Origin of the sequence: Vibrio sp. HA2012 (assembly GCF_002812955.1) — a bacterium.
Classification (GTDB): Bacteria; Pseudomonadota; Gammaproteobacteria; order Enterobacterales; family Vibrionaceae; genus Vibrio.
This window is the reverse complement of record NZ_PFXK01000001.1, coordinates 229,252-242,027: the sequence shown is the minus strand read 5'-3', so window position 1 is coordinate 242,027 and position 12,776 is coordinate 229,252. Positions and strand designations below refer to the sequence as shown.

General features: G+C 45.4%; 13 protein-coding genes. 7 read left to right on the top strand and 6 right to left on the bottom strand.

Features of this window, described 5'->3' with window-relative positions; all coding sequences use genetic code 11:
* Positions 1–181 precede the first annotated feature (181 nt).
* From CSW98_RS01085 to rsuA, 4 genes are read right to left on the bottom strand one after another with little or no spacing between them, the layout of a single operon-like run.
* Positions 182–1,561, bottom strand: coding sequence for an MATE family efflux transporter (locus tag CSW98_RS01085; protein ID WP_100798602.1), 1,380 nt, complete (start codon positions 1,559–1,561; stop codon positions 182–184).
* On the bottom strand, positions 1,561–2,244 hold the full coding sequence (locus tag CSW98_RS01080; protein ID WP_100798601.1) for a DUF2913 family protein: 684 nt from the start codon (positions 2,242–2,244) through the stop codon (positions 1,561–1,563). Before CSW98_RS01080 ends, CSW98_RS01085 begins: the two co-directional genes overlap by 1 nt.
* Positions 2,244–3,431 carry a Bcr/CflA family multidrug efflux MFS transporter gene (locus CSW98_RS01075; protein WP_100798600.1) on the bottom strand — a complete coding sequence of 396 codons (1,188 nt, stop codon included), beginning with the start codon at positions 3,429–3,431 and terminating at the stop codon, positions 2,244–2,246. The genes CSW98_RS01080 and CSW98_RS01075 overlap by 1 nt, the downstream gene beginning before the upstream one ends.
* A gap of 56 nt (positions 3,432–3,487) precedes the next feature.
* Positions 3,488–4,186, bottom strand: coding sequence for a 16S rRNA pseudouridine(516) synthase RsuA (rsuA, locus tag CSW98_RS01070; RefSeq protein WP_100798599.1), 699 nt, complete (start codon positions 4,184–4,186; stop codon positions 3,488–3,490).
* Positions 4,187–4,289: 103 nt separating this feature from the next.
* On the opposite strand from rsuA, the gene radD reads away from it, so the two are divergent.
* From radD to CSW98_RS01050, 4 genes are all read left to right on the top strand, one after another.
* A complete protein-coding gene (gene radD, locus CSW98_RS01065) occupies positions 4,290–6,023 on the top strand; it encodes a DNA repair helicase RadD (protein ID WP_100798598.1) in 1,734 nt (577 codons plus the stop codon).
* A gap of 205 nt (positions 6,024–6,228) precedes the next feature.
* Positions 6,229–6,507 (top strand): 50S ribosomal protein L25, encoded by a 279-nt coding sequence (rplY, locus tag CSW98_RS01060; protein ID WP_100798597.1) that lies wholly within the window; start codon positions 6,229–6,231, stop codon positions 6,505–6,507.
* A 247-nt stretch (positions 6,508–6,754) separates the two neighbouring features.
* Complete coding sequence (gene chrA, locus CSW98_RS01055; protein WP_100798596.1) at positions 6,755–7,894, top strand: chromate efflux transporter; 1,140 nt, start codon at positions 6,755–6,757, stop codon at positions 7,892–7,894.
* Between the two features lie 228 nt (positions 7,895–8,122).
* Positions 8,123–8,635: a hypothetical protein gene (locus CSW98_RS01050; protein ID WP_100798595.1), complete on the top strand. Its 513-nt coding sequence runs from the start codon at positions 8,123–8,125 to the stop codon at positions 8,633–8,635.
* A 14-nt stretch (positions 8,636–8,649) separates the two neighbouring features.
* Here the strand turns inward: CSW98_RS01050 and CSW98_RS01045 are convergent, their stop codons facing one another.
* A complete protein-coding gene (locus tag CSW98_RS01045; protein ID WP_100798594.1) occupies positions 8,650–9,528 on the bottom strand; it encodes a LysR family transcriptional regulator in 879 nt (292 codons plus the stop codon).
* 169 nt (positions 9,529–9,697) lie between these two features.
* Between CSW98_RS01045 and CSW98_RS01040 the strand changes: the two genes are divergently transcribed.
* The 3 genes from CSW98_RS01040 to CSW98_RS01030 all read left to right on the top strand — a co-directional run bounded on the left by CSW98_RS01040 (position 9,698) and on the right by CSW98_RS01030 (position 12,502).
* A complete protein-coding gene (locus CSW98_RS01040; RefSeq protein ID WP_100798593.1) occupies positions 9,698–10,900 on the top strand; it encodes an MFS transporter in 1,203 nt (400 codons plus the stop codon).
* Positions 10,901–11,053: 153 nt separating this feature from the next.
* Entirely contained in the window at positions 11,054–11,482 is a 429-nt protein-coding gene (locus CSW98_RS01035; protein WP_100798592.1) for an META domain-containing protein, read from the top strand.
* Between the two features lie 99 nt (positions 11,483–11,581).
* Entirely contained in the window at positions 11,582–12,502 is a 921-nt protein-coding gene (locus CSW98_RS01030) for a LysR substrate-binding domain-containing protein (RefSeq protein ID WP_100798591.1), read from the top strand.
* Here the strand turns inward: CSW98_RS01030 and CSW98_RS01025 are convergent.
* On the bottom strand, positions 12,490–12,690 hold the full coding sequence (locus CSW98_RS01025; RefSeq protein ID WP_100798590.1) for a DUF4250 domain-containing protein: 201 nt from the start codon (positions 12,688–12,690) through the stop codon (positions 12,490–12,492). The two genes, CSW98_RS01030 and CSW98_RS01025, sit on opposite strands and share 13 nt — an antisense overlap.
* Between the last annotated feature and the right edge of the window lie 86 nt (positions 12,691–12,776).

The window sequence follows — 12,776 nt, the reverse complement described above, 5'->3', positions numbered from 1 at the left end:
TAATAATATTCGAACAAAAACCACCGACTAATATCTATTTTTTATCAAAAAAAATTGTAATTTATCAAAATAATATTACGTATTTTGTTCTTTAATTATTTTTGGAGCGTAAAATAAATATTTGCTTACTGCAATTTACATTTGCGTCATCCAGACAGATTAATATCCGGATGACCGCACATTAATTATCGATCAAATTCCGGATCCACTTTTTACTTTTAAGGCGGGAAAAACTGCTGAAGCATTTAATCGCTTCTTCAAGCAGAAACAGAGCATATACCCACTCCGGATTTACACCAAGCCAGACAGCCGCCAACGCAGTAACAGGAACCCCAATCAGCCATTGAGTTGCCAGATCCTGATACAGGCAGTATTTTACGTCACCACCAGCACGAAGAACCCCGACCACCAGAGTCAACGGAACCGAACGAATAATAATTCCGACACACAGAACTAGAATAAATTTATCCGCCAGAAGTCGAGTCTCCTCCGTCAATGCACTGAATGCATCTAGGATCGGAACCTGGACAAAATAAAGCAGGATAGACACACAAATACCCACCAAAACACTAAGCATCAGTAGTCCGATTGACTGATAGTAGACGGCGTCATATTTTTTTGCTCCAATCGTATTTCCCGTCAGTACCCCGGCCGCATTTGCCATACCAATAAGCAAACTGAACGAGAGCTGATCAACCGGAGTCATTACTGACAAAGCAGCCAACCCCTGAACGCCAGTCTGTCCCATGATGGCATGATAAGAAAACATCCCGGCAGCCCAGGCAAAGAAATTAAATGTTGTCGGTAATGAGAGTTTCAAAAAACGGATAACTTTATCCTGAGTCAACGCAGAGCGAATAACATCCAAACGAAATGCCAGAAGATGGTTCTGCGAATACAGGAAAAAATATAAGCAGGCGACTTCAATCACTCCACTTAATACTGTTGCAATAGCCGCCCCTTTTATTCCCATAGACGGCATACCCAGATGACCAAATATCAGCACCCAGTTGAGAACAACATTGGATAAAATACCTATTCCACTGAAAAAAGTACTGACACCCGGCCGGTGCATGGCTCTTAACCCCACCGCCATACTACTGACACAGGCAACAGCAAACATGCTAAAAGAGGTGATAATAATATAATCACTTCCACGCTGAATAACCTCCGGAGAATCAGTAGCAAGTCCCATAATATCAACAGAGAAAAACAAAAACAGTACAACCACTAATGCGGCAAAGGTATTGGCAATAATCCAAGTAAGTGCCGTACTCTCTTTCACACCCTGCTTATTTCCAGCACCCCAGTACTGAGCCGTCAATAACGCTCCTCCCATATTTACGCCAACCAGCATAATGGTCGTAACAAACATCGCCCGGCTCGCTACCCCTACGGCAGCGACATCCGCTTCACCAAGTTGACCGAGCATCAGTACATCTACCAAGCCACGACTGGAAAAAAGAATATTCTGCAGGGTAATAGGCAAAGCAATAGCAAACAGACGACGAATAAATTCCCCTCTGGTATGCTGAAAAACCAGTGTCAGTGCATTTTGCATTATTGGTTAAATCCGATTGGAATCTCAGCCAACTGAGTTCCCTTATTAAATGGATAGATAATATATTCGCCGTGATATTTCACGATGGATTTATAATCTGTTCTTTTATGTACCAGAAATCCGGCTTCTGCTGCCAGTTGAATAAAGCGGGCATGATTTCCCCGCACAAACAGACTGACAGGTCTGATCAATACTTCGGCATCATTAGTGTCACCATCCATATCTGTTTTGGCAAAACATTCCACACACTGTTTTGCACACAACACCAGAGAGTTATCTCCTTCGGTAAACAGCTGGATTTTCTCCGTCAGATCATATTCTGTACATACACTCCAGTTTTCTTTCTCCATCAGGTCGAGGAAAGCTTCCACATCTTTATCGGTAATCGCTTTCGGTTCCGTATCAGCAGGAAAATGATGCCGGTAGAAATCGGAAATACTCCGGAACGTAAACAAGAGATCAGATGCCGTACCTTTACTTCGCCCTGCTTTCTGCCAGCGAGTCAGGTCATCACCGACACTGCGGGGAAAACGTTGAGTCTTCAGGCTTTTTGTAACCCAGCGAACAAGAAAATGGGTATTGCTTACTGGGGTATCGGCCAGTCGGCCTTTGTTGTGTTCTTGTTCCAGCTCTAGCAGCGCAGTATTAACCAGATTCTGTAATTCAATATAATAGTCAGCCATTACGCTTTTTTCCCTAATGTCCAGTACATCACTCCGGATAACAATGCACATAAACTCATCATTAATATCATCGGCCAGGCGGCATCACCCGGCATGGCCGCGACGATGGTGCCAACAATCGATCCCATGCCAAACCGCAACGTCCCGGCCAGCGAAGAGGCTGTTCCGGCCATATCCGGATAACCGGATAGCAACAAAGCAGTGGCATTACTGCCAATCGTGGAAAGTGTTCCGGCATAACACATCACAAACGGAACAATACCCCATAGTCCCAGATCAAACAGCCAACCAATAAACAAACCGAGACCCGCTACCATCTGAATCGTCAACCCCAGGCGCATCATACTATGAGAGCCTTTCCTGATAACAAGCCGGCTGTTGATACTAGTCATAGTGATCAAACAAACAATATTCAGACCAAACAAATAGCCGAACTGAGTCGGTGGCACACCATAAATGTCGATGTAAACAAACGAACCCGCTGTTAAAAATGCAAACATACCAGAAAAAGAAAATGCACCGGATAATACCAAACCAACCACAACCGGATTCATAGACAGGCGAATATAATTTTGCATCGTAGTTTTAAGACGCAGCGGCTGTCTTTTTTCTTCCGGCAGGGTCTCCGGGATCTTCCAGTACACAGCCAAAATAACCAACAGGGCAACAATCGTCAGAAACCAGAATACAGAACGCCAGCCAAACCAGACCGATAAATATCCGCCGAACATAGGTGCTATCAGTGGCGCCACTGTGATAACGAGGATAATAAACGACATAGTACGGGCAAATTCTTCCCGGTCAAACATGTCGCGTACAACTGCCTGGATAATCACTGCAGCCGCCGCTCCGGCAAAACCCTGTGCAGCGCGTATATAGGTCAGAGTGTCGATATCAGATGTCAGAGCGCAGGCAACCGACCCCACAGCAAAAAAAACGATGCCGAAGATCAAAACAGGTCTGCGACCAAAGCTGTCGGCAAGCGGCCCGTGGATTAACTGCCCAATAGCAAATCCTGCCGTATAGGTTGTCAGTGTGATCTGCACTGCACCGGCATCCACACCTAAATCTTTTGCAATTATCGGCATTGCCGGTAAATACATATCTATAGCAAAAGGCGTCAAAGCCCCTATTGCCCCAAGAACCAACAGCAGCACAAATGTAAGCTGCACCTGTTTATTTGACATAGCTTTCCAGTATTATTTGAATAAAAAGATTATTTTCCGGAAAAAATAGCTGATGCTTATTTTTTCCAGACAGAACTGATTTCCTGTTCGGTCAGATAACGATATTCTCCCGGTTCAAGCGACTCATCCAGGACGATGTCGCCAATGCGTTCCCGGTGCAGTGCTTCAACTTTGTTACCTAAAGCCGCAAACATACGTTTTACCTGATGGTATTTACCTTCATGTATGGTAAGGCGAACTTCTTTTTCAGCCCGGACTTCCAGCTCGGCAGGAAGAGTACGCTCTCTTTCATTTCGGAGTTCAATGCCCTGTCTGAAGCATTCAGCATAATTATCCTGAACAGGGTCAGCCAGCCAGACATAATATGTTTTGTCACACTTATGTTTCGGGGACGTAATACGATGAGACCATTTACCGTCATCCGTGATCAGTACCAGCCCGGTAGTATCCACATCCAGCCTGCCTGCAAAGTGCAAATCATCCTGTCTGACTTCATCCAGCAATACAAATGCCGTGTGATTAAATCCATCTTCATGCGAGCACACAAACCCTTCCGGTTTATACAACATGATGTATCTTGGTCCCTGCATGGCTATCTCTTTTCCCTGCCATTCAACACAAAGACCTTCCGTTACTTGAAAAGAACCACTTTTTTGTACATTACCATCTACCGTAACATCACCACTTCTGATGATTTTAATGGCTTCTTTTCGGGTCGCGCCAAGAGCGTCACATAAAAATTTATCCAGTCGCATTTATACCTCTTTTTTGTGTCATCCGAACGCCTGAGACAATCCGGATAAGAATACGTTATTATATGCTCCTTTATCCCAATAGTTGAGCTATTTCACACTTTTTATGTATACCCTGCGTCCCTATCAGCGTGATTCCGTTAAGGCGGTTATTCACTACTTCCGTCAACATTCATCTCCGGCAGTAATTGTTCTACCGACCGGAGCAGGAAAAAGTCTGGTTATTGCAGAACTGGCCAGGCTGGCAAAAGGACGAGTACTCGTACTGGCTCATGTCAAAGAACTGGTAGAACAAAATCACGCCAAATATGAAGGATATGGATTGCAGGGCGCTGTTTTTTCTGCAGGTCTGGGACGAAAAGAAACGGATCAGCAGGTCATTTTTGCCTCCGTTCAATCAGTGGTTCGGAATCTGGATGCCTTTGCCAATCAGTTTTCCCTGCTGATTATTGATGAGTGTCACCGCGTTCCCGATAACAAAGACAGCAGCTACCAAAAGGTGATCACCCATCTTCAGGCTGTGAATCCGGGGATAAAAGTTCTGGGCTTGACAGCAACACCTTATCGTCTGGGACTGGGCTGGATTTATCAGTATCACACACGGGGTCAGGTGCGTAGTGATGAACCCCGTTTTTTCCGGGACTGTATTTTCGAACTGCCAATCCGCTATCTGCTGGATGAAGCATTTCTGACCCCGGCAAAAATGATCGATGCCCCGGTACTCAGCTATGATTTTTCTCAATTGAAGCCTGCATCTACCGGCAGATATAAAGAATCCGAACTGGATATGGTCATTGAAAATGCAAAACGAGCCACCCCCCAGATTATTCAGCAAATTATCCGGCTTGCAGCTGACAGAGCCGGTATTATGATTTTCGCAGCCACCGTCCGTCATGCGGAAGAAATCCTCAGCCTTCTGCCTGATCGGGAGTCTGCTCTTGTCATTGGTGATACGCCAACAACCGAGCGGGATATGATTATCCGTCAGTTTAAAAAACGGCAAATCAAATATCTGGTCAATGTCTCAGTTTTGACTACTGGCTTTGATGCACCACATGTTGATCTAATTGCAATTTTAAGACCGACAGAATCTGTCAGCCTCTATCAGCAAATCGTCGGTCGAGGTTTGCGTCTGGCCGATGGGAAGCAGGAGTGTCTTATCCTTGATTACGCTGGTAACAATTACGATCTTTATCAGCCGGAGGTTGGCGATCCTAAACCGGATTCATCCAGCGAAATCATTACTATTCCCTGCCCGGCCTGTGGTTTTAACAATAATTTCTGGGGAAAACTGGATACAAATGGTTTTTTGCTTGAGCACTACGGTCGTCGCTGTCAGGGCTATTTTGAAGATGAAAATGGCGAACGGGAACACTGTGGCTACCGCTTTCGGGCCAAATACTGTAATGAGTGCGGAGCCGACAATGATATTGCCGCCCGGATCTGCCATGAATGTGACACAACACTCGTCGATCCGGATAAAAAGCTGAGGGAAGCCCTGAGTCTGAAAGATGCACTAGTCTTTGAGTGCAGGGAGATGCAATTCTCAGTGCACAAAGACTCGTCAGGAAAAAATCAGCTGAAAGTCACCTACACCGGAGATAACCATGCTCAGGTGCATGAATTCTGGTCACTGAGCACACAGAAGCAGAAACTGACATTTCATCAGCAATTTGTACGCCCGCATCTGGCAGATCGTCATCGTCCCTTTACAGAAAACACCCCGGTGAAAGTTGTCAGCCACCAGCACAGATTTCGTCTGCCACAGTTTGTGATAGCCCGAAAATCCGGGCGTTTCTGGAAACTGAGAGACAAGATTTTCGACGATGAACTGCACTAATCCTGTTACAGAAAAGTCAGCCGGAAACAAATCTACACTGAACGGCTAAAAACATCGTCCTGCTATTGCTCAAAAATACCAATAATGATAGTATCCGCGCTCGTTTTAGGAGTAACAACCCGTTATTCCGGAACGGTTAGCATTATCGACCAGGTCGCTATGTTGATAATGGATCTATTTTTTACCCAATTTGAGAGTAAATACTATGAAATTCGAAGCAGTAGTACGTACTGAGCTAGGTAAGGGTGCGAGCCGCCGCCTACGTCTCGCTGGTCAATTCCCAGCAATCGTTTATGGTGGAACTGAAGCACCTGTATCTATCGCTCTAAACCACGATGACGTGATCAACCAAATGGACAAGCCAGAGTTCTACGAAGGTATCGTTCTGGTTATCAACGGTGCTGAAGTTAAGGTTAAGCCACAAGACGTACAGCGTCACGTGTTTAAGCCAAAAGTTGAGCACATGGACTTCATCCGCATCTAATTCTTTTACCAGAAGAATTATCGGATAATTCCAATCCTTTTGCATATCAGATAAACCAGTCTTACCAACTGGAAAATCTAAAAATCAGAAACCCCAGATTGCTACCAACAATCTGGGGTTTCGCTATTTCCCCCCCCCCTAACCAACCGTCAATATTATCGCTGTCATAAAAATGTAATTATTCTGGGTTCTATTATTAGCAATATATCCCGAATTTATCATTCACCATATTGATGAGATAAGCAGCATGTTTTCCGTTTTTAAAATATTTTTTGCACTAGGCTGGATTAGTTTCGGGGGGCCGGCAGCTCATATCGGTTACTTCCGCCGGACTTTTGTCGAAAGACTGCAATGGCTCAGCGAAGGCGATTACGCACAACTTGTTGCTCTCAGCCAATTTTTACCCGGCCCCGGTTCCAGCCAGGTGGGGTTTGCTATCGGTTACCGGCATGCCGGGCTGCCCGGAGCTGTAGCTGCTTTTCTCGGATTTACTCTTCCATCCATCATGATTATGTTTGTACTGGCCTCCATAAGTACCGGTTTGTCGGGAGAACCTGCACTTCTATCAGCCATTCATGGTCTGAAGTTACTGGCTGTTGTGGTTGTTGCTGATGCTGCATGGGGGATGTTTAATAACTTCTGCAAGACGATGCTCCCCGTCAGCATCGCCGTCTTCACAGCAATGGCTCAGCTGATCATTCCCGGAATTTTCACTCAGATACTGATGCTTATTCTGGCTGCGATTATCGGCAGTCTGTTCCTGCAATCAGACACAAAACCTTATTCTGGAGAATCATTCCGTCCATTCTGGTTTCCCCTTATTCTGTTTATTCTGCTGCTGTTTGCCCTGCCGTTGATTGTGCCGCAACAGACACTCCCGGGACTGTTCAGTGCATTTTTCCAGACAGGAAGTCTGGTGTTCGGTGGCGGACATGTCGTGTTACCCCTTCTGCAACATATCGTCGGCGAACAGATTTCCCCGGATGCATTTTTAACCGGATATGCCGCCGCGCAGGCTGTTCCCGGCCCCATGTTCACCTTTGCAACCTATATCGGTTATGTTATGCAGCCGGATTCTCCGGTAGCCGGAGCATTGTTGGCAACCGCCGGCGTGTTTCTTCCCGGGTTCCTGTTGTTACTGGGAGTACTGAAACACTGGCAAAAGCTGGCTTCTATTCCGAAAATCAGCGGAGCGTTAAACGGAGTAAATGCCGCTGTAGCGGGTTTACTTGCTGCCGCACTTTATCAACCTGTCTTTCTTAGTGCGGTAAACAACTCATCTGACTTCGCTCTGATTCTGCTGGGATTATTCTTGCAAAAACAGCTTAAACTGCCTCTGGTATGGATGGTGGCTCTGTTTCTTTTTGCCGGTTTATTACTGCTATGAATCCGTACAAGTGCAGATATTGCGTTAAATAATATGGCAACCACTATTGCTGTGCCTATTACTGGCAATGTAATTTTTAGTGATAAATTGACAAATGTATTAATAATAAAACACGCCTTTCTTCCGGTTTCTGCTATTACTAGACTAGTGGTGGAAGTTATTTAAGAGAATCGAACTCTGAATAGTTTCTGCAGCTATTTCATTTGCCAGATACAGGAAGGTAAGGGTATGAAATATCTAATATTATCAATACTTGCAGCTTTACTCGCCATACCGGCAATAGCAGAAGATTCTCAAACCGCTTCCGGTCAGGGTGCCGATTTTAGTATGGCCATTGACTGTGGTGATTTTAGTAGCGGAGAAACTTTCAACCCAGAAGATCCAGCAATGGATCAGGTTACTCTGAGTACAGAAATCACCCATCAAATTATCAGCTTATGCCCGGGTGTTGCCGAGGTGATCAGTTCAACCGATTCACAAACTGCACAGTTAGTCGGGGCAACCTTTAAAGATACCGCTGAAGATATCGCGGCTGATATTGCCAGAAAAGTAGCTGTTCAGTATGACTTTACAACCGAATTTGATGACAGAAGCTGTCAGGTTCTTCGGATTAACCCGGGGTCACAATCCAAGATCATGTGTGATACCAATGAAAGTAACCCGTCAGCCTACTGTGCAGAACTGTCACAAGAAACCATTAGTGAAATAATGGCTCTGTGTGATAGCCTGACATCAAATTGACAGATGGGCTACTCTTAACCGGCAGCTGCATTCTCCAGAATAAAATCACGAAAGACCTGATTGGCTCTGGAGAGGTAGCTGTCGCGCCGCCATGCCAGACTGAGATCAATATAAAAAGGTTTTTTAAATGGCCGGGTAATAATTTGGTCATCGTCCTGTGTCGCTACTTTCCACATGGGGGATATAGCATACCCCTGCCGGATAACCGACTTAATCAGAGGCAGCAGGTTGGTAGAAAAAGCGACTTTCGGTACTATCTGCATCTCACGGCTGATCTTCTCAATCAGAGAATGGTGGTAATAACTCTTCTGGAACAGTATCAATTCATAAGCAAGAAAATCCTTGTACTCTATCAGCTCCTTTTCTGCCAGCGGATGATCCGGAGACATACAAACCACCATTTCTTCCTGTACCAGTGGGGCACTATCCAGCTCCGGACGCAGATAAGTATCAGCAATAACCCCCAACTCCAGTTCTCCATCCAGCAACAGTTGACGAATATTCCGCGTACCATCATCAAAAATATTCAGCGTCAGGTTGCTATATTGGTGCTTAAATGCCATCAGCAAAGGCGGTAGAAAATAAGAGCCAATCATGCTGGGTACGCCGATGGTAACTTCACCCTGTTCCAATCCATCCAAAGCCAGCATTGATAACTTTGCATCACTGGCCTGCTGTAAAATCTGTCTGGCATGCTGTAAAAAATGGGTTCCGGCACCGGTCAGGCTGACCCCCCTTTCCCTGCGGTGCAATAATGGCATATTTAATTCTGCTTCAAGCTTCTTAATGCTGCTGCTTATCGCTGGCTGAGCCAAATTCAGTTGACGTGATGCCGCAGATATCGTTCCGGATTCTGCTACAGCAATAAAATGTTTTAACTGCCGAAATTCCATAAAAACCTCTTACTGTGCCACCTTATCCGTGGTTTTTTCTCCCCCCGATTCTAACCATAAACAAAAACTATAGATAGTATAAAAATAGAATATTTTATTTATTGTAATCCTGTCGTTATTCTATTCAGGTTCCTTGTTCTTACTATTTTGATCCCGAGTTTCATTAGCTGTGAAAAATTTAACCCATTACCGTCGATTGACACTCTCTGTTTGTCTCTGCTCTATTGTCACTTTTTCTAATATTTACTGGCTGCAGCCGTTACTCCCTCAGTTACAGCAAAGTTTTTCCGTCTCTTCCATGTCAGCCAGTCTTGCCATGTCTGCATCACTATTCGGTATGGGACTGGGGCTGCTGTTCTTTGCCAGCTGGTCTGATGCTATTGGGCGGTGCAATATTCTGCTGGTCGGAACCGCAGCGGGTCTTTGTATTTCTTTTCTTTTGCCACTGATTGACCACTATCCGTTATTTCTTACTCTGCGATTTATTCAGGGCATGTTTCTTGCTGTTTGCCCAGCAGTGGCGATTCCCCTGCTGGGGGATGAACTGAGAAAAAGCTGGCTGCCGGCTGCCGTCGGTTTTTACATTGCAGCTAATACGCTCGGTGGCATAAGTTGCCGTCTGCTTGCCGGGATCAGTGCAGAGTATTTCGGCAGTTGGCAGGCTTCCGGTTATCTTATCGGAACTATCAGCGTAATTCTGTTTATAATCGTCCGCTTTACTCTGCCAAAGCAGCGTCACTTCCGCCCGTCTGAATTTCATCTGAAACCTAGCCTGCTGGCTTTTGGCCACCATCTGAAACGACCACAACTGATGGTTATTTATTTGATTATCGGTCTGGCTTTTGGCTGCTTTGTCAATCTATCCAACTACCTGATGCTGGTGCTGGAGGCCGCCCCTTATCATCTGCCGAGTGATATCCGCAGCATGATGTTTCTTACGCTGTTGGGCGGAACCACCAGTTCCTCATTTGCTGGGAAATATGCTAAAAAACATAGCCTAATCACGGGAATGGCTGTTGGCATCACGATGATGCTGGTGGCAAATCTATTGCTGGGTAGGGAACAGCTGCTGCTGTTGATTCTTGGCATGGTCTTGATGGCAATGGGCTTTTTCTTCTGTCATGCACAAGCCAGTGCGCTTGTCAGTCGCAGCGTGAAAAAAGCCAAAGGCAGTGCTCAGGCTCTATACAGTTTGTTTTACTATACGGGTGCCAGTGCGGGTGTCTTTATTCTGGAGCCGTCTTATTTAATTAAAGGCTGGGCTGGCGTACTGGAAACTACACAACTGACACTGATTCTGTGCATTTTCCTTGTTGCTATCTGCCATCTCCTGTTCTTGAAAAGCAGAAAAGCCTCTCAGCAAGCTGCCTGATTCTCCATATTCATCAGCCCGAACAGCATCCTTGGGCTGATGATTCCATTGCTTAGCTTATGCTTTATTTAACCTATATCTCTGAAGCCTGCATCATGAGGTCACTTAGGTATATACTCAGAAAATATCTACTCTCTGTTTACGGAATCACTGATGAAAGCAAAGTTAACCGCACTGTTACTACCCGCCGCGATAGGAGCCTGTGCATGTAATGGCAATACCACCAACGCCCTGACAGAAGCCGCTTTACAGCACAACCGCTGGACTCTGGCAGAAATAGACGGTAAACCACTTAGCCCGATGCTGCAGAAAAAAACGCCATACCTGGAAGTTGATGATGATATGCAAACTTCCGGTTTTACCGGCTGTAACCAGTTCTCCGGTTTGGGTGTATTAAAAGAAAACCAATTTCACGTAGAAAAGATGAATCAGACTCAGAAGTTATGTTTCGGTGAAGTAATGGACGTAGAATACTCATTGTCTCAGTTACTGACAGGAAACAGTAGCATCACGCTTTCCGGTGAGATGATGCAGCTTACGAATAAAAATCAGACGCTGACCTTTAAGCACTTACAGCAATAACTTATAGCCATCCAGACGTTTACACCGCTTTGATTGGCTGGTAGATTAACTGAATCATGAGGCAATCTCATAAACGCTGAAAAGGCATTAGGTTAATTAATGATAGAAGTTAAGCATTTGCGAACACTCGCTTCTCTACGAGAAACAGGCTCACTGACCGCAACAGCAACATCGCTGCACCTGACTCAGTCGGCATTATCCCATCAGATTAAAGATCTGGAATTACGTATCGGTGGTCAGCTTTTTCTGCGTAAAACCCGCCCGGTAAAGTTTACCTCTGAAGGCGAAATATTACTGAAGTTGGCCGACGAACTGCTGCCTAAAATTATAAGTGCCGAACAACAACTGGCTGGACTGAAAGAAGATATTAACGGCCGTCTGCATATGGTTATAGACTGCCATTCCTGTTTCCAGTGGCTGATGCCAGCACTGAAGGAATACCAGATTTCCTGGCCGAACGTCACACTAGACTTTTCCTCTGGTTTTGGTTTTGACCCCATTCCGGCCTTGCTGGCCGGTGAGCTGGATCTGGTCATCACTTCTGATATTCTCCCCCGCGCAGATGTGCATTATGAACCACTGTTTGACTTTGAGATGCGCCTGATAACAGCAATCAATCATCCCCTTGCGGCTCAAAGCCATATTGAACCGGAGGATCTGCGTAATGAAACCATGCTCTCGTATCCTGTCCCCAAACAGAGACTGGATGTGGTCAAACACTTTATGCAACCGGCAGGAGTAGAGCCGAAAAAATGGAAACAGGCCGACAACACCCTGATGCTGGTACAAATGGTATCAGCCGGGCTGGGTGTCGCTTCTCTACCAAACTGGGCCATCAGCGAGTTTTCCCGTCAGGGCTTGATCAGCACTCTGCCACTGGGCGATGGTCTGAAACGCCGTCTTTTTGCTGCCGTACGCAGTGCCGAAGCCGACAAACGCTACCTGCAGGCTTTCTTCAACACAGCACGACAGCAATCAGAGAATCATCTGGAAGGAATAAAACTGCCTTATCTTTCGTAGGACTTAAACTGGTTTGTGAGCGGATCATACTGGTATCCGAGTACATCCAGTTTTCCTATCAGATTTTCAACATCCACTTCATATTTAGAGACCAGCTCTTCAAAGCTATCACATTCAAGACGCAACTTTTCATTTACAATGCCCAGTAAAATGATGCTGTCGGTATTTTGTACATTACTCAAGTCCATGATAGTACTCCTCTGCTTGGATACACAGATAAGTATTAGCCCATATCCGGCATTATGAAAGTGTCGGAAGCAGAGATTTTCCCGAT